Source organism: Bradyrhizobium amphicarpaeae, from assembly GCF_002266435.3.
GTDB classification, from domain to species: domain Bacteria; phylum Pseudomonadota; class Alphaproteobacteria; order Rhizobiales; family Xanthobacteraceae; genus Bradyrhizobium; species Bradyrhizobium amphicarpaeae.
This window is the reverse complement of record NZ_CP029426.2, coordinates 4,082,804-4,103,040: the sequence shown is the minus strand read 5'-3', so window position 1 is coordinate 4,103,040 and position 20,237 is coordinate 4,082,804. Positions and strand designations below refer to the sequence as shown.

18 protein-coding genes are annotated in these 20,237 nt (G+C 65.3%); 8 read left to right on the top strand and 10 right to left on the bottom strand.

Annotated features, from left to right (window positions below; genetic code table 11):
* Window positions 1-114 precede the first annotated feature (114 nt).
* The 4 genes from CIT40_RS19060 to CIT40_RS19045 are packed head-to-tail and all read left to right on the top strand — an operon-like array spanning window position 115 to window position 4,098.
* Window positions 115-864, top strand: coding sequence for a YdcF family protein (locus tag CIT40_RS19060; protein WP_193550868.1), 750 nt, complete (start codon window positions 115-117; stop codon window positions 862-864).
* A gap of 60 nt (window positions 865-924) precedes the next feature.
* Window positions 925-1,707: a DUF169 domain-containing protein gene (locus CIT40_RS19055; protein ID WP_094891811.1), complete on the top strand. Its 783-nt coding sequence runs from the start codon at window positions 925-927 to the stop codon at window positions 1,705-1,707.
* Between the two features lie 9 nt (window positions 1,708-1,716).
* Window positions 1,717-2,895 carry a saccharopine dehydrogenase family protein gene (locus tag CIT40_RS19050; RefSeq protein ID WP_094891810.1) on the top strand — a complete coding sequence of 393 codons (1,179 nt, stop codon included), beginning with the start codon at window positions 1,717-1,719 and terminating at the stop codon, window positions 2,893-2,895.
* A gap of 27 nt (window positions 2,896-2,922) precedes the next feature.
* Complete coding sequence (locus tag CIT40_RS19045; RefSeq protein WP_094891809.1) at window positions 2,923-4,098, top strand: saccharopine dehydrogenase family protein; 1,176 nt, start codon at window positions 2,923-2,925, stop codon at window positions 4,096-4,098.
* 124 nt (window positions 4,099-4,222) lie between these two features.
* Here CIT40_RS19045 and CIT40_RS19040 read toward each other — a convergent pair whose 3' ends face one another.
* A complete protein-coding gene (locus tag CIT40_RS19040; RefSeq protein WP_094891808.1) occupies window positions 4,223-5,419 on the bottom strand; it encodes an FAD-dependent monooxygenase in 1,197 nt (398 codons plus the stop codon).
* Window positions 5,420-5,566: 147 nt separating this feature from the next.
* Here CIT40_RS19040 and CIT40_RS19035 point away from each other — a divergent pair, with 147 nt between their 5' ends.
* Window positions 5,567-6,043, top strand: coding sequence for a MarR family transcriptional regulator (locus CIT40_RS19035; protein ID WP_162307869.1), 477 nt, complete (start codon window positions 5,567-5,569; stop codon window positions 6,041-6,043).
* On the opposite strand, the gene CIT40_RS19030 is transcribed toward CIT40_RS19035, so the two are convergent.
* From CIT40_RS19030 to CIT40_RS19020, 3 genes are all read right to left on the bottom strand, one after another.
* On the bottom strand, window positions 6,012-7,268 hold the full coding sequence (locus CIT40_RS19030) for an O-antigen ligase family protein (protein WP_162307567.1): 1,257 nt from the start codon (window positions 7,266-7,268) through the stop codon (window positions 6,012-6,014). The genes CIT40_RS19035 and CIT40_RS19030 overlap by 32 nt on opposite strands.
* Window positions 7,269-7,431: 163 nt before the next feature.
* Window positions 7,432-8,979: an undecaprenyl-phosphate glucose phosphotransferase gene (locus CIT40_RS19025; RefSeq protein WP_162307566.1), complete on the bottom strand. Its 1,548-nt coding sequence runs from the start codon at window positions 8,977-8,979 to the stop codon at window positions 7,432-7,434.
* A 120-nt stretch (window positions 8,980-9,099) separates the two neighbouring features.
* Window positions 9,100-10,233 (bottom strand): glycosyltransferase family 4 protein, encoded by a 1,134-nt coding sequence (locus CIT40_RS19020; protein WP_094891804.1) that lies wholly within the window; start codon window positions 10,231-10,233, stop codon window positions 9,100-9,102.
* A 204-nt stretch (window positions 10,234-10,437) separates the two neighbouring features.
* Here CIT40_RS19020 and CIT40_RS19015 point away from each other — a divergent pair, with 204 nt between their 5' ends.
* Window positions 10,438-12,765 carry a GumC family protein gene (locus CIT40_RS19015; RefSeq protein WP_094891803.1) on the top strand — a complete coding sequence of 776 codons (2,328 nt, stop codon included), beginning with the start codon at window positions 10,438-10,440 and terminating at the stop codon, window positions 12,763-12,765.
* Window positions 12,766-12,949: 184 nt separating this feature from the next.
* Here the strand turns inward: CIT40_RS19015 and CIT40_RS19010 are convergent, their stop codons facing one another.
* Window positions 12,950-14,131, bottom strand: coding sequence for a GNAT family N-acetyltransferase (locus CIT40_RS19010; protein WP_094891802.1), 1,182 nt, complete (start codon window positions 14,129-14,131; stop codon window positions 12,950-12,952).
* Between the two features lie 130 nt (window positions 14,132-14,261).
* On the opposite strand from CIT40_RS19010, the gene CIT40_RS19005 reads away from it, so the two are divergent.
* Window positions 14,262-15,305, top strand: coding sequence for a polysaccharide deacetylase family protein (locus tag CIT40_RS19005; protein WP_094891801.1), 1,044 nt, complete (start codon window positions 14,262-14,264; stop codon window positions 15,303-15,305).
* Here CIT40_RS19005 and CIT40_RS19000 read toward each other — a convergent pair.
* Window positions 15,295-15,516 carry a DUF2842 domain-containing protein gene (locus CIT40_RS19000; RefSeq protein WP_094891800.1) on the bottom strand — a complete coding sequence of 74 codons (222 nt, stop codon included), beginning with the start codon at window positions 15,514-15,516 and terminating at the stop codon, window positions 15,295-15,297. The genes CIT40_RS19005 and CIT40_RS19000 overlap by 11 nt on opposite strands.
* 104 nt (window positions 15,517-15,620) lie before the next feature.
* Between CIT40_RS19000 and CIT40_RS18995 the strand changes: the two genes are divergently transcribed.
* Window positions 15,621-16,703 carry a COX15/CtaA family protein gene (locus CIT40_RS18995; RefSeq protein WP_094891799.1) on the top strand — a complete coding sequence of 361 codons (1,083 nt, stop codon included), beginning with the start codon at window positions 15,621-15,623 and terminating at the stop codon, window positions 16,701-16,703.
* A gap of 19 nt (window positions 16,704-16,722) precedes the next feature.
* On the opposite strand, the gene CIT40_RS18990 is transcribed toward CIT40_RS18995, so the two are convergent.
* From CIT40_RS18990 to CIT40_RS18975, 4 genes are all read right to left on the bottom strand, one after another.
* Window positions 16,723-17,064 carry a hypothetical protein gene (locus CIT40_RS18990; RefSeq protein ID WP_094891798.1) on the bottom strand — a complete coding sequence of 114 codons (342 nt, stop codon included), beginning with the start codon at window positions 17,062-17,064 and terminating at the stop codon, window positions 16,723-16,725.
* Between the two features lie 165 nt (window positions 17,065-17,229).
* Window positions 17,230-18,510 (bottom strand): O-acetylhomoserine aminocarboxypropyltransferase, encoded by a 1,281-nt coding sequence (locus CIT40_RS18985; protein WP_094891797.1) that lies wholly within the window; start codon window positions 18,508-18,510, stop codon window positions 17,230-17,232.
* Between the two features lie 149 nt (window positions 18,511-18,659).
* Window positions 18,660-19,244 carry a CoA-binding protein gene (locus CIT40_RS18980; protein ID WP_094891796.1) on the bottom strand — a complete coding sequence of 195 codons (585 nt, stop codon included), beginning with the start codon at window positions 19,242-19,244 and terminating at the stop codon, window positions 18,660-18,662.
* A 138-nt stretch (window positions 19,245-19,382) separates the two neighbouring features.
* Entirely contained in the window at window positions 19,383-20,207 is an 825-nt protein-coding gene (locus CIT40_RS18975) for an enoyl-CoA hydratase (protein WP_094891795.1), read from the bottom strand.
* Window positions 20,208-20,237 lie beyond the last annotated feature (30 nt).

Sequence of the window (20,237 nt, the reverse complement as noted above, 5' to 3'; positions counted from 1 at the left end):
AAGATCGCCGGGCAGGTCAAGCCCCGCGCCGACCGGCCAGTTCATTCCAGCGAGGCTCCCCTGTTTTTCGTTCTGTCCAAGACGCTTGGCACCGCACTGCTGCCGATCAACTTCATGGTCGAGCTCGGGATCCTGTCGCTGGTGCTGATGGCGACGCGCTTTGCCGCGCTCGGCCGCAAGCTTGCGGTGACCACGCTGGTGCTGCTGGCGCTGGCGGCGTTCTCGCCGCTCGGCAATCTTCTGATATATCCGCTGGAGTCGCGCTTTCCGGCGTGGGACCCCGCGCGCGGCGCGCCCGACGGCGTCATCGTGCTCGGCGGCTCCGTCGACACCGATCTGTCGGCAGCGCACCGCACGCCGGTGGTCGCGCACGCCGCCGATCGTCTGTTCGCGCCGGCCGAACTCGCACGCCGCTATCCGAATGCGCGCATCGTCTTCACCGGGGGCACCGCGAACCTGGTCTCGACCGATGCCAGGGAAGCCGACTACTCCGCGCCGATCCTGGAGAACCTCGGCATCTCGAAACAGCGCCTGATCCTGGAGCGCAGCTCGCGCAACACCTGGGAGAATGCGATCTTCACGAAGGAGCTGGTGAAGCCGAAGCCCGGCGAGCGCTGGCTTCTGGTGACGTCGGCCTTCCACATGCCGCGCTCGATGGGAATCTTTCGCAAGGCCGGTTTCGACGTCGAGGCCTATCCGGTGGACTGGCGGATGGGCGGGCGTGACGATCTCTTCGCCTTCACCAATATGGGCGCCGACGGGCTGGGCCGAACCGAAGTCGCGGTGCGCGAGTGGATCGGCCTGGTGGCTTACCGTCTGATGGGCAGGACCGGCGAGTTGCTTCCGGGACCGGGCAAGGACTAGAACGAGGCTGCACAACAAGAACACAGCGCCGGCGCATGATCGCCGGCCCGGAGGACGCCAATGCAACAGCAGAGTGCAGACAGCATCGATCTCGGCGGCCTCGTCGCCGATCTCAACAACCTGTTGCGGCTGAAGACGAATGTGATCGGCATGAAGCTGTTCGCGCGCGCCGCTGACATGGAGGCGATCCCCAAAATCCGGCGGCCGAATGCGATCCACACCACCGACCAGATCGTCAGCATGGCTTCGCGTCTGGGCTGGACCGTCGGCATCACCGCCGACGATTTGGTCGGCGCACAGTGCCGCGCGGTGATCGGGCTCAGCCCCCAGGACGACAAATGGCTCGCCGGCGAAAATTATGTCGGGGTGTGGCACGGCACCGCGGAGGACGCGCGCAAGCGCCAGGAGGCGCTGGACGTGGTTCCGTTCGGACAGTATCAGGCGCTCGCCGTCAGTCCGCTCGCCAGCGGCCGGCTCGATCCGCCCGACATCTGCCTGGTCTATGCGACGCCGGGGCAGATGATCATCCTGATCAACGGGCTGCAATATACCGGCTACAAGAAGTTCGAATGGGGCGTGGTCGGCGAGACCGCGTGCGCGGATTCCTGGGGGCGGGCGCTCAAGACCGGGGAGCCCAGCCTGTCCTTGCCATGTTATGCCGAACGGCGCTATGGCGGCGTGCCGGACGAGGAAATGCTGATGGCCTTGAAGCCTTCGCATCTCGCCAAGGCAATTGAAGGCATGAAGGCGCTGGCCAGGAACGGCCTGCGCTATCCGATCCCGCCCTATGGCATTCAAAGTGACGTCCGTGCCGGCATGGGCGTGAGCTACGCGAAGAAGTAAAGGCCGATCATGAGCTCTGCGAAATTCGACATCGTCGTCTACGGTGCCACCGGTTTCACCGGCCAGCTCGTCGCCGAATATCTGACGCGGCAATACAAAACCGACAATTCGCTCAAATGGGCGATGGCAGGCCGGAGCCTCGGCAAGCTCAAATCCGTGCGCGATGCGATTGGCGCCCCCGGCAACACACCGCTGATCGTCGCCGATGCGTCCGACGCGGCCTCGCTGAGGGCGATGGCGGAGCGGACGATGTCGGTGATCACGACGGTCGGTCCGTATCAGCTCTACGGCGAGGAACTGTTGGCTGCCTGCGTCGCCACCGGCACGGATTATCTCGATCTCTGCGGCGAGCCGATCTGGATGCGGCAGATGATCGACAAGTACGAGGCGGCTGCGAAAGAGAGCGGCGCGCGCATCGTGTTCTCCTGCGGTTTCGATTCCGTGCCGTTCGAGCTCGGCACCTTCTTCGTCCAGGAAGAGGCCAAGCGCGTGTTCGGCGCACCGGCCGCGCGCGTGAAGGGCCGTGTGCGCGACATGCGCGGCACGCTCTCGGGCGGCACCGCCGCCAGCGCCAAGGCGACCTTCGACGCCGTCGCCAAGGACATCAGCCTGATCTCGATCCTGAACGATCCGTTCGCGTTGACGCCGGGCTTCACCGGCCCGAAGCAGCCGAGGGGCAACAAGCCGCTGATCGAGGAGGACCTGAATTCCTGGGCCGCCCCGTTCATGATGGCGCTGATCAACACGCGCAACGTGCATCGCTCCAACATGCTGATGGGCTTTCCCTACGGCCAGGACTTCGTCTACGACGAGATGGTCCTGACCGGTCCCGGCGAGAAAGGTGAGGCCAACGCCAAGCGCGTGATGGCGGCCAATGCCGAGAAGACCGGCCCGGGCGCGCCGAAGCCGGGCGAGGGGCCGTCGAAGGAGGAGCGCGAGAATGGGCTCTTCGATCTGCTCTATGTCGCGATCGCCCCCGACGGCCGCATGGTCCGCGCCGGCGTTACCGGCGACCGCGATCCCGGCTACGGCTCGACCTCGAAGATGATCTCCGAATGCGCGATGTGCCTGCTGCGCGACACCACGGACGTCGCCGCCGGCTTCTGGACGCCGGGCGCAGCCATGCAGCACAAGCTGATCAAGCGGCTGCGGGACAATGCGGGACTGACGTTCGACGTGGAAGCGTAAGGTCGACGGTCTGCAGGAAACCTCTCCGTGTCCGCGAAGTTCGACATCGTCGTCTATGGCGCGACCGGCTACACCGGCCAGCTCGTCGCCGAATATCTCGCCGCGAACTATGTCGGTGACGGCGCGCCGACATGGGCGATGGCGGGGCGGAGCAGGGACAAGCTCGCGTCCGTTCGCGATGCGATCGGCGCACCCGCGAACGCCCCGCTCGTCGTTGCGGACGCTGCCGATCCCGCATCGCTGCGGGCGATGGTGGATCAGGCAAAGCTGGTGGTCACCACCGTCGGTCCCTACCAGCTCTACGGCTCCGATCTGCTCGCGGCCTGCGTCGCGTCGGGCACTGACTACATGGATCTCTGTGGCGAGCCGATCTGGCTGAAGCAGATGATCGACAGGCATGAGGCGGCCGCCAAGGCGAGCGGCGCGCGTATCATGTTCTCCTGCGGCTTCGATTCCATCCCGTTCGAACTCGGTGCGTTCTTCGTGCAGGAGGAAGCCAGACGTGCGTTCGGTGCGCCGGCGCCGCGCGTCAAGGGACGCGTCCGCGATCTCAGCTGGAAGTTTTCCGGCGGCACCTCGGCGAGTGCAAGGGTGACCTTCGAAGCAGTTGCCCAGGATCTCAGCCTGGTGCCGATCCTCAAGGACCCGTTTGCCTTCACGCCGGGCTTCGAGGGACCCAAGCAGCCGCGCGGCAACAAGCCCGTGTTTGAGGACGACCTGCAGTCCTGGTCCGCTCCGTTCGCGATGGCGCTTCTGAACACGCGCAACGTCCATCGCTCCAACATGCTGATGGGATTCCGGTATGGCCGGGATTTCGTCTACGACGAGATGGTGCTGACGGGAGCGGGGGACGAAGGGCAGGCCAACGCCAAGCTCGTCATGGCCGCCAATGGCGACAAGACCGGTCCCGCAGCGCTCAAGCCCGGCGAGGGGCCGTCGAAAGAAGAGCGCGACAACGGTCACTATGATCTGCTCTATGTCGCGATCGCGCCCGACGGCCGTCAGGTCCGCGCCGCGGTGAAGGGCGATCTCGATCCCGGCTATGCGTCGACGGCGAAGATCATCTCCGAATGCGCGATCTGCCTGCTGCGCGACGCGACCGACGTTCCGCCCGGTCTGTGGACCCCGGGCGCGGCGATGCAGCACAAGCTGATCAAGCGACTGCGCGATAGTGCCGGGCTGAGGTTCGAGGTGGAGAGCTAGGTCAGCTCTCGTAGCTCTCGTAGGGTGGGCGAAGCGAAGCGTGCCCACGTTCTTTCGCAATCATTGAGAGGTCGTGGGCACGGCGCGTGCTGCCTTTGCCCAGCCTACGGCACCGGTCGTCCGGCTACACCGCCCGTGCATCATAAGCATACATGAAATCCATGTGCTTTGCGCCGAGCGGCAGCAGCAATTTCATCATCTGATTGCGCATCCACGCGCCGGTGGCGCTGAATTCGCGCTTGTTGTTGCCGTTGCGGCGCGCCAGCGCGACGATCTTCTCGGTGCGCGGGCGGCGCTCGGCCTCGAAGGCCTGGAAGGTGGCGCCGAGCTCCTGGCCTTCCTGCATCAGGCGGGCGAGCCGCATCGCATCTTCGAGCGCGAGCGAAGCGCCCTGGCCCGCGTGCGGGCTGGTCGCGTGCGCGGCGTCCCCGATCAGCAGCGAACGCTTGCGCGACCAGGCCGGCAGGGTCGCGACGTCGAGCGTGTCGGTGACCACGATGTTCTCGGCGGCTTCGATGATATCAGGGATCGGATCGTGCCAGCCGTGATGGAAGCCGCGCAAATGCTGCTTCAGCGTTGCCTGGTCGAGCGCGCGAAACATCGCTGCATCCATGCCGTGGGCTGGCTGAGTGCTCCACCACATCACGCCGTCGCTGGGATCCGGGCTGCAATAGCCGTAGCCGAAGAAGCCGCTCTGGCCGAACGTGGTCTCGACATTCCGGCCGATCGACTGGCCGTCGAGGACGGCATGCGGCACGAAGCCGCCGAAGCCGATCAGCCCGGTGTTGAAGGGTTGCGGCCCGTCCGGCACGACCTGGCGGCGTGCCACCGAATGGACGCCGTCGGCGCCGATCAGGAAGTCGCCTTCGGCGGTGGTGCCGTCGGCGAAATAGGCGACGATCGGCTGGTCGCCGCGATCCTCGACTTTGATGAGGCGCTTCTCGAAATAGAGCGAGGCGCAGGCACACCAGGCCTTGTCGATGAGGATCTCGTTCAGCGCGGCGCGGCACACGTTCACCGCGGGCTGGCCGAAACGCCGTGCCATGTCGCGATTGATCGAGCCGAGCTTTGCGCCGGCTTGCGAATAGAAGTCGAAGGACTCCGCGACCGAGCCGCGGCTGATCAGCTCGTTCGCAAGCCCGATCTCGTCCATCACCTGCATGCCGTTCGGCGCAATCTGAAGGCCGCCGCCGATACCCTTCGAATAGGGCCAGGCCTCGTAGATCGCGGATTCGATGCCGGCGCGGCGCAGCAGGATCGCGGCCACGGGACCGGCGATGCCGGCGCCAATGATCAGGGCCTTGCGGGGACGATAGGACATGGCTTGCTCCCGACGTTTCCATGGTGCTAGGAGAAATTACGGTCGCTAAATCTCTTAGTGGCTAAGATATATATCGCCTAAGATATGAGGCCGACCTTGTCAAGGACGAAGGCGCGTGCTGCGCTGCTGCAAGAGCTCGAGGAGGCGATGCGCCGGTCGTCCGCGCAGGGCGTGCTTTACGGGCAAACCGTTGCCAACGTTGCCGGAATTGCCAATTCCGACCTCGAATGCATGGACATCCTGTACCTCGAGGGCCGCGTCACCGCGGGCCGGCTCGCCGAGGTCACGGGCCTCACGACCGGCGCCATTACCGGCGTGGTCGACCGGCTCGAAAAGGCCGGCCTCGTCCGCCGCGAGCGCGACGACGCCGATCGCCGCAAGGTCTTCATCGCGGTCGTGCCGGAGGCGGCGATGAAGATCGGCCAATTCTACGTGCCGATGCAGCAGGCGATGGAGAAGGTGTTCGGCGGTTATTCCGAGGAGGAGTTGCGCCTGCTGCTGCGCTTCGCCCATGACGGCTACAAGGGCGTGCTCGCGGCAACCGAAGCGCTGAAGGGACTGCTCGACACGCCGCCGGAGAAACGTCCGGCCCTCAAGCTGAAGACGCGTCCTCGCCGGCCCTGATCTTGTAGATCTGCGCGGCCGCGATCATGCCCCACATCGCGCCCAGCATCATCCAGAAGTGCCGCCAGTGGTCGGTGTCGATCACGAAGCTCTCGCCGACGGTGCCGACGAAGGCGGAGAAGACTGCGAGATAGGCGCGCTGCCAGGGCACAGGGACGAAGATGTGCCTGAAGCCCATGATGACGGTGGTGAAGACCAGCGCGGGATAACACACGCCGGACAGCCAGCCGCCGGATATGAAAGCGTTGAGATAGGAGTTGTGGGTGTCCTCGGGGAAGAAGCGGTGGAATTGCAGGGGGCCGATGCCGAACGGCAGGTCGAGCGCCATCTCCGCACCCAGGATGTGGCGGCCGAACCGGCCGAAGCGGCCCTCGTCGTAGCTCTGGTCGAAGCTCGCGCGCTGCTTGAACATCTCGGCGGTGGAATCGAACGACAGCAGCACCGCGATCAGCGCAAGGCCCACCACGGCGGCGACGATCGCCATGACGATGATGCGCGAGCGCTGCGCGTTGGTGCGGCTGGTCAGCACCATCAGCGCCAGCATGAAGGCGGAGGTCAGCACCAGGCCGCCCCACGCGGCACGCGAGAAGGCAAGCAGGATCGCGAGCGACATGATGCCGAAGGCGATGACGTTGCGGAAGGCCTTCCCCAGTCTGTCCGAAACCACGCTCTGCAGCGAGAACAGCGCCGGCAGGATCAGGAAGGCGCCGAGCACGTTGGGGTCCTTGAACGTGCCGCGCGCGCGTCCGTAGAGCGTGAGCAGGTCGTTGCCGCCGGGCACCAAATGGAAATAGCCGGCAACCGCCAGCAGCGAGGCGATCATCGCCCCGACCACGAGGCCGCGGCGGAGCATGTCGAGCCTGGCCGCAGTGTCCTCGGACGTGACCATCGCGAAGAACACCACCGTCACCGCCATGTACCAGGAGGTCGCGATCCAGCTCGTCACCTCGGACTGCCCGTACAGCGGGATCGCGCTGATGGTGTAGCCGACATTGAGCAGCACCAGCATCAACACCAGCGGCATCAGCGCGAGCCGCAGCCGCAGGCCGGTGGCGAAGAAAATGACGGCCGCGAGCAGCGTCGTGATCTCGTAGGGGCTCGGTTCGATGAAGACGACCGCGCCGGAGGCGCCGACCAGCCACACCAGCGCGCGCTGCAGGGCCAGCACGCCGGGCGCAGCGCGAACCGCTGCATTCATGTCCCCGGCTGTTGCCGCATACGCCATCAATCACACGCTCACGCTACTCGTACACACAACTTCCGCTGTCATGCCCCGCGAAGCCGGGGCATCCAGTACTCCGCGCTGTCAATGGCGACGTTCGCCGCCAGCGTTTACTGGATCGCCCGGTCAAGCCGGGCGATGACAGCGCGTCCTTGAAGCATTCGATTCAATACGCGTTCTCGTTCTTGGTCAGCAGCGAGACCGGCGTCTTCAGGAGAATGTAGAGGTCGAACAGCACCGACCAGTTCTCGATGTAATAGAGGTCGAACTCGACGCGCTTCTGGATCTTCTCCTGGTTGTCGATCTCGCCGCGCCAGCCGTTGATCTGGGCCCAGCCGGTGATGCCGGGCTTGACGCGGTGGCGGGCGAAATAGCCGTCGACGGCCTCGTCGAACAGCCGGCTCTGCAGCTTGCCCTGCACCGCATGCGGGCGCGGACCGACCAAAGAGAGATTGCCGGAGAAGACCACGTTGAAGAGTTGCGGCAGCTCGTCGAGGCTGGTCTTGCGGATGAAGCGCCCGACACGGGTGACGCGCGGATCGTTCTTGGTCACGACCTTCGAAGCGGTCGGATCGGCCTGATGGTGATACATCGAGCGGAACTTGTAGACGTCGATGCGCTCGTTGTTGAAGCCGAAGCGCTTCTGGCGGAACAGCGCCGGGCCCGGGCTGTCGAGCTTCACCGCCAGCGCCACCAGTCCCATCACCGGCAGGGCCGCGAGCAGCGCGAGGCTGCCGACGACGCGGTCGAACAGCCATTTCATCACCAGGTCCCAGTCGGTGATCGGCGCCTCGAACACGTCGAGCGTCGGCACGTCGCCGAGATAGGAATAGGAGCGGGGCCGGAAGCGAAGCTTGTTGGTGTGGGCGGAGAGGCGGATGTCGACCGGCAGCACCCAGAGCTTCTTCAGCATTTCCAGGATGCGCGTCTCCGCCGAGATCGGCAGCGCGAACAGCACGAGATCGATCCGGGTACGGCGGGCGAATTCGACGATGTCGTCGACCTTGCCGAGCTTGGGCGCGCCGGCACAGGTGTCGAGCGCGCGGCTGTCGTTGCGGTCGTCGAACACGCCGAGCACGTGAATGTCGGAATCCTCCTGCGCCTTCAGCGCTTCGACCAGCTGCTCGCCATTGCTGTCGGAGCCGACGATGATGGTGCGGCGGTCGAGCCGGCCCTGGCGCGCCCAGCCGCGCACTAGCGAGCGCAGCAACAGGCGCTCGGCGATCAGCGCGGCGAGCCCGAGGAAGTAGAAGGCCGCCAGCCACAGCCGCGAGATCTCACTGCCGTATTTGGCGAAGAAGGAGATGCCGATGAACAGCAGAAAGACGAACGACCATGACGAGATCATCCGCGTCATCTGCCGGAGCTGACCGCGGAACAACTGCACCTGATAGATGTCGGCGGCCTGGAAGCAGATCACGGCGGCGATCGATACGGCGATGACCTCGGCCGGATAGACCCAGCTGAAGCCGGAGAGCTGCATGACATAGCCGACATAGAGCGCGATGCCGACGAGGCTTAGCAGCGCGAAGTCGGCCAGGCGCACGAAGCCGGTGATCACGATCGGCGAATAGGCGCGGGCGACTTTCTGGTTGACGACTTCGAGGGCTGCAGGCGAGAGCCGGCGGCGACGCTCCACGAAGGGTTGGTCAGCGGGTTTCGCCGCGGCGCTGGTCGCGGCATCGAGCATCGAGCGTGCGTTGAGCGGTTCCACGGGCGTCCACGTCCATTTCAAGCACCCGCGGGCCAATGGCATTGGCACCCCGGGCGGCATCCCCTGGTCCTTGGAGTATCGAACAAATCGGAAGATTTTCTAAAGCGGGCTTAAGGATGGTTAATGATTGGCGAATGCGTCGCGATAGCCGGCGATCACGCCGTCGACCATGGCGGCTTGCGAGAAATGCGCCGAGATGCGTTCGCGTAAGGCGACGGCGCGCTGCGCGGTGGTCTGCGGATCATCGAGCGCAGCAGCGATGGCTTCCGCCATGGCCTCGGAATTGCTCGGTGCGAACAGAGCCGGGCTGTCGGAGCCGAAGATCTCGGGGATGCCGCCGATACGCGATGCGATCATGGGAATGCCGGCCGCGCCGGCCTCGATCACGACATAGGGCATGGAATCGCCGCGCGAGGGGACGACGAGCAGCCGTCCCTTGGAGAAGCCGTAGCGCGCCTTGACGTGACCGATGAAGCGGATCGCATTGGTGAGGCCGAGCCTCTCGACCTGCGCCTTCAGCGCCGCGGTTTCCTCACCGTCCCCGCCGAGCGTCAGCTTGACCTTCTTGCCGCCCTCGTGCAGGCGCGCCACGGCATCGACCAGCAGATCGGCGCCCTTGATGTGTCTGAACTCGCCGACATAGCAGAGGTCGGTGGCATCGTCGGCGGTCACGACGGGCTCGAATTCCTCGGGCGTGACGCCGTTGAAGACGCAGCGCACCACGCCCTTGGGCGTGCCGACGATGCGTTGATAGGTGTCGCGGGCGAATGCGCTCTCGAACAGGAACAGGTCGGTCGCGTCCATCAGCGTCCGCTCCAGCCGCGCGTAAAACTCGCCCTTGAAGGTGTTGAGGGGATAATGCAGCGAGCCGCCATGCGGCGTGTAGATGCGGATGGTGTCGTCGGAGCGTCGCCGCATCCGGATGAAGGCGCCGGCTTTGGCGCCGTGGCCGTGCATGACGTCGGGCTTGAGCGTGGCGATCAGGCGCCGCATGCGAAGCCAGACCAGGACATCGTCCGGTGACGGCTCGCGGCGAATCGCGAGCCGGTGCACGCCGAGCTTGAGCCGCGGCGCGAGCTCGGCAAGCGCCTTGTCGGCACGCTCGCCGCCGGTCAGACTGTCGGCGAGGATGCCGACATGATGGCCGCGGTCGACCTGGCCGTTGGCGACGTCGAGGATGTGGCGGAAGATGCCGCCGACCGGAGCACGCACGGCGTGCAGGATGCGAAGCGGCCGGTCAGGAGAGGGGGGCATAAATCAAAACCAGCGCTCGATGGCAAATGCCGAACAATCCCAGGGAAATATCGAGACGGATTAAGGGGCCTCGTGGTTAACAAACGGTGACGACTGCGCCTGCGCAAGTCGCCGCATGCCGCGATTAACCCAGCGGCAACCTTAATGGAGTGTAATCGCCCCGGTTGAGGTAGCTTGGTGGCGTTGCCCCTGCGGGAGTGTTCGATGCGTTTAGCGTTCTGGCGTGCCGGCAAGGACAAGGCCGTTGTTGCGCGGGCTGTTGCAAAGTCCAAAGCCGAAGTCGCGCCTAAAGCCGAAGTTGCGCCCAAAGCTGAGGTCAAGGTCGAGCGCAAGGTCGAGTCTGGAATCGAGAAGACCGAAGTCAGGCCTGCGCCTGTTGTCACCAAGCAGGCACAAGTCGAATCCGGCGATATCGACCTGCACGCGCTCGGCGCGGCATTGGCGCGCAAGCGTCGCTGGATCATCGTGCCGACGGTGCTGGCGCTCGTCGCATCCGTGGCCATCGTCAATCTCGTCACGCCGCGCTACAAATCCGAATCGCGCATTCTCATCGACGGCCGCGAGAACGTGTTCCTGCGCCCGAGCAGCGACCGCACCGAGGAGCGCCAGGCGCTCGACGCCGAGGCCGTCACCAGCCAGGTGCAGCTGGTGCTGTCGCGCGATCTGGCGCGCGAGATCATCAAGAAGAACAAGCTCGCCGAACGCCCCGAATTCGATCCGGTGCTGCAAGGCATCTCGCCGCTGAAGTCGCTGGCTGCGATGATCGGGATCGGTCGCGATCCGTTCTCGATGACGCCGGAAGAGCGCGTGCTCGATGCCTATTACGACCGTCTGCAGGCCTACGCCGTCGACAAGTCGCGCGTGATCGTTGTCGAATTCCAGTCCGCCGATCCCGATCTGGCCGCGCGCGTCGCCAACTCGATCGCCGACGGCTATCTCGTGCTGCAGCAGGGTGCGCGTCAGGAGCAGGCCAAGAACGCCAGCCAGTGGCTCGCCGGCGAGATCGAGAGCCTGCGCAAGAAGGTCTCCGACGCCGAGGCCAGGGTCGAGGACTTCCGTTCCAAGTCCAGCCTGTTCATCGGCACCAACAACACCACGCTGTCGAACCAGCAGATGGGCGAGGTCAACACCCAGCTCAACAATGCGCGCTCGATGAAGGCGGATGCGGAATCCAAGGCGCGGCTGATCAAGGAGATGCTCCAGAGCGGCAAGCCGATCGAGGCGTCCGAGGTCGTGAACTCTGAATTGATGCGGCGGCTGTCGGAGCAACGGGTAACGTTGCGCGCGCAGCTCGCCGAGCAATCGTCCACGCTGCTTGGCAACCACCCGAGGATCAAGGAGCTGAAGGCGCAGCTTGGCGACCTCGACAATCAAATCCGCGACGAGGCGGCCAAGATTTCCCGCTCGCTCGAAAGCGACGCGCGCATCGCCAGCGGCCGGGTCGATGGCATGACCGTGAGCCTCGAGCAGCTCAAGAAGCAGGCGACCTCGACCAACGGCCAGGACGTCCAGCTCCGCGCGCTGGAGCGTGAGGCCAAGGCGCAGCGCGATCTGCTCGAGAGCTATCTCGCCAAGTATCGCGAGGCCAATACCCGCGAGACCATCGACACCGCGCCGACCGACGGCCGCGTCATCTCGCGCGCTATCGTCTCGAACACGCCGGCCTATCCGAAGAAGCTGCCGATCGTGCTGATCGCGACGATCGCAACGCTGCTGCTCTCCTCCGGCCTCGTCGTCACCGGCGAGCTGCTGAGCCAGACCGCGCCGCGCACGGTGGCTGCGCTCGGGCCGGTGCAGACGCAGGCGCCGTTGCGCCAGGAATCCGTTGCCCAGCCGGTCGTTCAGCCGGAGGTCGAGCCGATCGCCGATCCGGTCATGGCGGAGCTGGCGCCGCTTCAGCCGGAGATGGCGGAAGTTGCCGATGTCACTGAATTCACCGAGATCGAAAATCTGGCCGACAGCCTGCGCGCCGCGGGTGCCGCGGCGAAAAAGGTCACGGTGCTCGGCACCGCTTCCGGCGAAGCCATCACGCTGTCGACGCTGACGCTGGCCCGGCATCTGGCGCGCCAGGCCCGCGTCGTCGTGGTCGATCTCGCCGCGTCTTCGCCGACGATTGCCGCGGTGTCCGTCGATGCGTCGGCGCCCGGCCTAGCCGAGCTGATGCAGGGCGAGGCCTCGTTCGCGCAAATCATCACGAAGGACAAGCTGTCGCGGCTGCATCTCGTCATGGCCGGCCGTCCCGGCTTCGACCGCAGCGTGCTGCAATCGCCGCGCGTGACGCTCGCGATCGACGCGCTGCTGCGCGCCTATGATCACGTGCTGATCGACGCCGGCAGCGCCTCCGACCTTCCGGCCGAACTGCTGACGGCGCATGCCCGCGCCGTCGTGGTGCCCGATGCGTCGATGGCGATCGATGCGCGCACGCTGATGTGCGAGCAGCTGAGGGCGGTCGGATTCAGCGAAGTGACCATGCTGAGCAAGCCGGTGCAGGCGTCCGGTGCCGCGGAAGCGCCGCGCGTGGTGGCGGCGTAGTTGATCTTGCCCTCTCCCCTTGTGGGAGAGGGTGGCTCGCCGCGTTAGCGGCGAGACGGGTGAGGGGTTTCGCTCCGCGAGTCCCATTTCGTTTTCAGCCAGACGATAGATACCCCTCATCCGGCGCTTCGCGCGACCTTCTCCCACAAGGGGAGAAGGAGTGCAGCCGTGCAAGCGGTGAGAGCTACCCGAACGCCTGCCGCACGCGGCGGGCCAGATCGAACAGCATCTGGTTCTGCTTCACCAGCCGCTTGCCGTGGCTGAGCGATGACATCGCCATCGCGGCCAGCCTGCCGCGCGAAGTCAGCGGCACAAAACTGTCGAAGATCTCTTCGTCGTCCTTGCAGAACATCCGCTTGTAGTCATCCGAACCGATGCCGAGGTCGAGCGAGCGGTAGCCGCGCTCGGCGTAGCGATCGATGATGTAGCGCATCAGGATCAGGCCGGGGCTGTAGCGGGCGTGCTCGGACATCGTGTAGGTGTTGAACATCATCGAGAAGCGCTCGCCGTCGGCGACACCGGCGAAGATCGCAATCACCTCGTCGTCGCATTCGAGCGCATGGATGTCGATGGCGCGGCCTTCACCGCGCGGCGCAAGGCAGGCGCTGCGGACGAACTGTTCGACGCCCGGCTCGGCGAAGACGTTCGGGAGCTTCTGCTCTGCCATCCGCACCGGCTTGACGCGGAAGAACCAGTCGAGCAGGCGGGTGACGTCCGCGTCCGAGGTGGCAAGGTGATAGCGATATCCGGCGAGAGCCTGGAGCTTCTTTTCCTTGCTCTTGAGGCGGCGGCGGAAGGAATTGCTGATCCGCGATGCCGGCGGCCCGCCCGGCTCCATCACCAGTTGCGGACAGCCGTTGATCGGGCTCTGTCGTGGCAGAGCTGCAAACGGGTTCTGCTGGCCGTGCCAGCGCTGCGGCTGCTGCGTCAGCACGAGCACGTCGACGTGCTCGCGGAGCGGCGCAAACAGCATATCGAGATCGGCGGCAACGGTCTGCGCGGCACATGCGGCGTTCCACAGGCCCATGTTGAAGGTCGTATGCTTGCCGCCCATGAAGCAGGCCGTGCGCACGCCGTGGCTTTGGCGCAGCGTGAGGGGCAGCAGCAGCAGCGGCCTGTGATCATCGTCGCGGGCGATGACGACGAAGGGGCGCGCACCCTCGCGCTCGCCGACCAGTCGCTGCCAGGGGCTCAGCAGATCAAACCGCTGATAGGGCGTGAAGAGATGGCCGGGCTGCTCCAAGACGCGCCAGATCGCCTCGGCGGCGCCGAGATCGGTGACGATATCGACATGCGCGATACGGCTCGCTCTCGACCGCGCTGGCGCTTCTGCCGTCCGGCTTTGCATCGCCGCAGCCATGGTCATTCACGAAACCTGTCGAGAAAGCAAAATAGACGTAATTCGGCCGGTGGCCGACCTTTGCAAAGAAATGTCAACAAAGGGTAAGGACAATGGAGAGGGAACGGGCGCCTCGAGGGCGCGAAGGGGCAAGGTATTGGCATCCGACGACAGATGGCTGGAGCGGCTGCGCTTCGAGCTGGCCTGGTTCACCGGCCAGGCCGCGCTGCGCAGTCGCGGTGCCGGCGCCATCCTGCGCTTTGAACGGGTGCGTCCGCGGCAGCGCGGCGGGTTTCAGCCGCTGCGCGCGAGCGCGATCACGCCGCAATTTCTCGACCGCGCCATTCGCGCGCTGAAGCGCTGGGATTATGGGTTTATCGGCATGGACGAGGTCTGCCGCCGCGCGGTGACGCTGCCGGAGCAGCAGCGTTTCGTGGCGCTCACTTTCGATGGTGCGGCCAAGGATCTGATCGACTTCGCCTATCCTGTGCTGGCGCATCACGCCGTGCCCTTCGCGATCTACGTGCCCACCGCGTTTCCCGACGGCGTCGGGCAGGCCTGGTGGCTCGGGCTCGAGCAGGTGATTGCGCGCGAGAGCCGCATCAGCCTGATGATGGGCGAGAAAGAGCAGCGCTTCGTCGTCACCGACAGTGCCGAGAAGCAAGCGCTGTTTTCGCATCTCGAGAGTTGGCTGCGCTCGCTGTCACCGGCGGATCTGTCGGCGGCGATCGCCGATCTCTGCACGCGCTACCGGATCGACCTCGCCGCGCTCTCGCGCGAGGCGTCGATGAATTGGGAGGATCTGGCGAAGCTCGCCGCCGATCCGCTCGTCACGATCGGCAGCGCGACCGTGAACTATCCCGTGCTCGCCAACATGAAGGACGCTGCGGCGCTGCGCGAGATGACGATGGGCAAGGCCGTCGCCGAATCCGCCTTCCGCCGCGAGGTCGGGCATTTCGCCTTTCCGTTCGGCGATCGTGCCTCCTTCCGGCGCAGCCACGTCATGATGGCGGAGGCGGCCGGTTTTGCCAGCGCGGTGTCGACGATATCGGGTATCGTCGATGCGGAGGGGCGGACCAATCTGCGCGCGCTGCCGCGGATTTCCTGGGACGGCCGTGTGCGCTCGCTGCGCATGCTGCGTGTGCTGGTGTCAGGTGCTGCCTTTGCGCCGGTGAAGCCGACGGGCAGCGCTATGAGTTAGACTTGGCGCGATCGGGTCGTTGCATCCAGCTCACGATCGGCATCGCCGGCAGCACCCAGCCCATGCCGACCACGACGTAATAGATCGCCTGCCGCCAGCCGGACTCGGCAATCCACGGCATCTGCGCTGCCGCCATGCCGAGCAGGGCCCAGACGGTGCAAAGCACCAGGAGCAGGATGGCGCCGAGGAACTTGCGGGTGCGGATCGTCATGGCAGATTATGAGCGGCTTTCGCGTAACTTGCGCTGCGGGAGCGGGGGACTATAAGGGGCACGCAGTCCGGTTCAAGCCTTCAAGTCCTGGTTTTGCTCCCGAAATGACAACGATTTCCGCCCCGTCCAACCCGTATCGCGCCGTTCGCTGGTGGCTGATCTCGGTCGCCGCGCTGATTGCGCTGATGGTGCTGGTCGGCGGCGCGACGCGGCTGACGGAATCCGGCCTTTCGATCGTCGAATGGAAGCCGGTCACGGGCAGCGTGCCGCCGCTGTCGGAGGCGCAGTGGACCGAGGCGTTCGAAGCCTACAAGAAGATCCCGCAATATCGCGAGCTCAACGCGGGCATGAGCCTGTCCGAGTTCAAGGAGATCTTCTGGTGGGAGTGGAGCCACCGCTTGCTCGGCCGCTTCATCGGCGTCGCCTATCTGCTGCCGTTCCTGTTCTTCCTGTGGCGTGGCGGCCTCTCCGGTGAACTGAAGCGCAGGTTGTGGCTGCTGTTCGCGCTCGGCGGGCTCCAGGGCGCGGTCGGCTGGTGGATGGTGGCCTCGGGCCTGACCGAGCGGGTCGAGGTGTCGCAATATCGGCTGGCGACGCATCTCGTGCTCGCGCTGCTGATCTTTGCCGGGATCGTCTGGACGGTGCGGCGGCTCAAGGAGAGGCCGCCGATCGAGGCGCCAGCGCGGCTGCGGTTTACGAGCGCGCTGCTGCTCGCGGTGACCTTCGTGCAGATCTATTTCGGCGCGCTGGTCGCGGGCCTCCGCGCCGGGCGCGCCTATAACACGTGGCCACAGATCGACGGCGCGTTCATTCCCTCGGCCGAACGGTTGTGGTTCGAGACGCCGTGGTGGCGCAACATGTTCGATAATTTGCTGACGGTGCAGTTCGAGCACCGCATGACCGCCTATGCGCTGTTCGCGCTGGCCGCGCTGCACGCGATTGACGCGGTGCGTTCACGCGCGGGTGCTGCGGCAAGCGGCGCGCTCTGGCTGTTCGCGGCGGTGAGCCTGCAGGCGGTGCTCGGCATTCTCACGCTGCTCAACCAGGTGCCGATCGACCTCGCGCTGTCGCACCAGGCGGTCGCCATCGTCGTGCTGATGCTCGCAGTGATGCAGGTGGAGCGGCTCGCTTCGCGGCAATCTGCGCAGGTGCAGTCGCGCGCGGTTCCAGTTGGCCAACCCGGCTGATCACCATCAGCCCGGCTGATCAGCAGTAGCCGTAGATGCCGCACGAGTAGGGCAGCCGCCAGAAATAGTCGACCTGCTTCCCGCCGTAATACGAGCCCTGATAGTCGTAGTCCCAGGGGCGCCCGTAATAGCCCGGCAGCGTGTGGGAGCCCGGCAGCAGCGGCGCGCCCGGCAGGTTTCGGATGTAGCTGCGGATGCCATAGGCCGGCGAGATCAGCGCATCCGGATCGGTTTCGACCCAAACCTTGGGTGGCTCCTGCTGCGCGGCGGCTCGCCGCTTGGGTGTCGCGGGCAAGTCAGCAGCGAGCGCACTTGAAACCGTCAGCATCGCGGCAAGGGCAGGCGCCATCCAGCGCAGCATCGTCGGCTCCGAATCAAAAGGGGCGGTCCAGAGACGATGTATGGGGTAGATATGGTTAATGACTGTTAACGAGCGGTCTTCAAAACGAACATCCCGGGGGGCGCGCGTACGCAACGAAATTCCGTAGCCCGGATGGAGCGAAGCGCAATCCGGGCTACGAGGAACCTAAGCTCCCAGCGCCTGCTCCAGATCCGCGATGAGGTCTTCCTTGTCCTCGATGCCGATCGACAGCCGCACCACGTCGGGGCCGGCGCCGGACTTGATCTTGGCGGCATCGTCGAGCTGGCTGTGCGTGGTCGAGGCCGGATGGATCACCAGCGAGCGGGTATCGCCGACATTGGCCAGGTGCGAGAACAGCTGCAGCTTCGACACCAGGCTGACGCCGGCGTCGTAGCCGCCCTTCAGGCTGAAGGTGAACACGGCGCCCGCGCCCTTCGGCGCGTATTTGCGCGCGAGCTGGTTGTACTTGTCGCTCGCAAGGCCGGCATAGCTGACCGATGCCACCGCCGGATGGCCGGCGAGGAATTCGGCGACCGCTTTTGCATTGTCGCACTGCTTCTGCATGCGCAGCGGCAAGGTCTCGATGCCGGTCAGGATCATGAAGGCATTGAACGGCGACAGCGCGGGGCCGAGGTCGCGCAGGCCGAGCACGCGGCAGGCGATCGCGAAGGCGAAATTGCCGAAGGTCTCCTGCAGGCGGATGCCGTGATATTCCGGCCGCGGCTCCGACAGCATCGGATATTTGCCGCCGGTCGACCAGTCGAAGGTGCCGGCATCGACGATGATGCCGCCGAGCGAATTGCCATGGCCGCCGAGGAACTTCGTCAGCGAGTGCACCACGATGTCGGCACCGTGGTCGATCGGGCGAATGAGGTAGGGCGAGGCCAGCGTGTTGTCGACGATCAGCGGCACGCCCGCCTTGCGCGCCACCGTCGAGATCGCCTCGATGTCGGTGATGCTGCCGGCCGGATTGGCGATGGATTCGATGAAGATGGCTTTGGTGCGCGGCGTCACCGCGCGCTCGAAGCTCGAGATGTCGTCGGGATCGGCCCACACCACGTTCCAGCCGAAGCTCTTGAAGGCGTGCGTGAACTGGTTGATCGAGCCGCCATAGAGCTTTCGCGCCGCGATGAATTCGTCGCCGGGCTGCATCAACTGCTGCAGCACCACCACCTGCGCGGCGTGGCCGGAGGCCACCGCCAGCGCGGCCGTGCCGCCTTCGAGGGCTGCGACGCGCTCTTCCAGCACCGCATTGGTGGGGTTGCCGATGCGGGTATAGATGTTGCCGAATGCCTGCAGGCCGAACAGCGAGGCGGCGTGGTCGGCATCATTGAACACGAACGAGGTCGTTTGATAAATCGGAGTTGCGCGCGCGCCGGTGGTGGGGTCGGGCTGTGCACCGGCATGCACGGCGAGGGTTGAAAATCCCGGAAGGCGATCGCTCATTGAGGGCGTCCTGTTCTCGTGGCCTGAAATCGCGCGGCATGCTGATCGGCGCCGCGCCCGCCGTCAAGGCGCCGCGTCACATCAGGATCATTTGGGAATGGTCTTGCTACGTAGTGTCGCGATCGCGAAACGAATCCTTCGCGATTGCGTCAGCTTTGCTCGGTCTTGTTTTTTGCGGCGCGGTCGGAGGCCGCGGTGTCGCCGCCGCCGACGCTCATCCGATTGAGGGATAGCCGCATGCCTTGCGTCGGTGCCGGCGCGCGCTTGGAACTCAGCGTGCGCGAATTCACGCCCATCCAGGAGATCTCGGACGACAGGCGGCCATATTCGATCTTTGGACAGCGGTTCATCACCACCTTGATACCGACTGACTCGGCTTTCGCTGCCGCCAAATCGTCACGCGCGCCAAGCTGCATCCAGATCACCTTCGGCAGCGGATCGAGCGTGAGCGCCTCTTCGACCACAGGCAGGATGTAGCTGGAGTTGCGGAAGATGTCGATCATGTCGACGGGGCGGCCGATGTCGGAGAGCGAGGCGACGAAGGGCTGTCCGAGCAGCTCCTTGCCGACATGGCCGGGATTGACCGGGATCATGTCGTAACCGCGCTGCGCCAGATATTTGAACGCGAAATAGCTCGGCCGCACGTTGACCGGCGAAGCGCCGACCATCGCGATCGACTTCACGGAGTTGAGGATGCCGCGGATGTAGTTGTCGGGATAGGCGTCGTGGTTCATTTGTCGTTCTTCTTGCTTGTCATCGCGAGGAGCTCGCGACAAAATTGCGAAGCAATTTTGCGCTGAAGCGACGAAGCAATCCAGTCTGTCTTCGCGGAGGGATTTCTGGATTGCTTCGCTGCGCTCGCAATGACGATTCTACTCATCCCGCCATGTCGGCGTGCGCTTCTCGATGAAGGCGCCGATGCCTTCCTCGGCGTCGCGCGCCATCATGTTCTCGGTCATCACCTCCGCGGCATAGCGATAGGCCTCCGCAAGGCTCATCTCGGCCTGGCGATAGAACGCCTCCTTGCCGAGCTTGATGGTGTAGGCGGATTTCAACGCGACCTGTTGCGCGAGCTCGATCGCGGCGGAGCGCTCATTGCCGGCGGCAACCACGCGGTTGATGAGCCCGATCTCGCGAGCACGCGTTGCGGGGATCGGCTCGCCCGTCAACAGCATCTCCATGGCCTGCTTGCGCGGGACGTTGCGCGACAGCGCCACCATCGGTGTCGAGCAGAACAGGCCGATGTCGACGCCGGGAGTGGCGAAGCTTGCGGCTTCGGATGCGATCGCAAGATCGCAGCTTGCCACGAGCTGGCAGCCGGCCGCGGTCGCGATGCCCTGGACGGCAGCCACCACGGGCTTGGGCAGATGCACGATCGCCTGCATCATCGCGCTGCAGGCGGTCATCATCTCGGCGAAGAAGGCGCGGCCGCGATCCGGGTCAGTGCGGCGAACGGTGAGTTCCTTCATGTCGTGGCCGGCGGAGAAAGCCGGGCCGTTGGCCGCGATCACGACGCCGCGGATGGCCTTGTCGCTGCCGATATCATTGAGCTCGGCATGCAGGCTGGCGATCATCGCGGCCGACAGGCTGTTGCGCGCAGCGGGCCGGTTCAGCGTCAGGACTGCGATGGAGCCCTTGGTCTCGCGCAGCAGGATCGGCGGTTGCGGGGAGGGGGCGCGGGCGGCCTGGGCGGACATCGAAGCGTTTCCGTTGGATTATTGCATTTG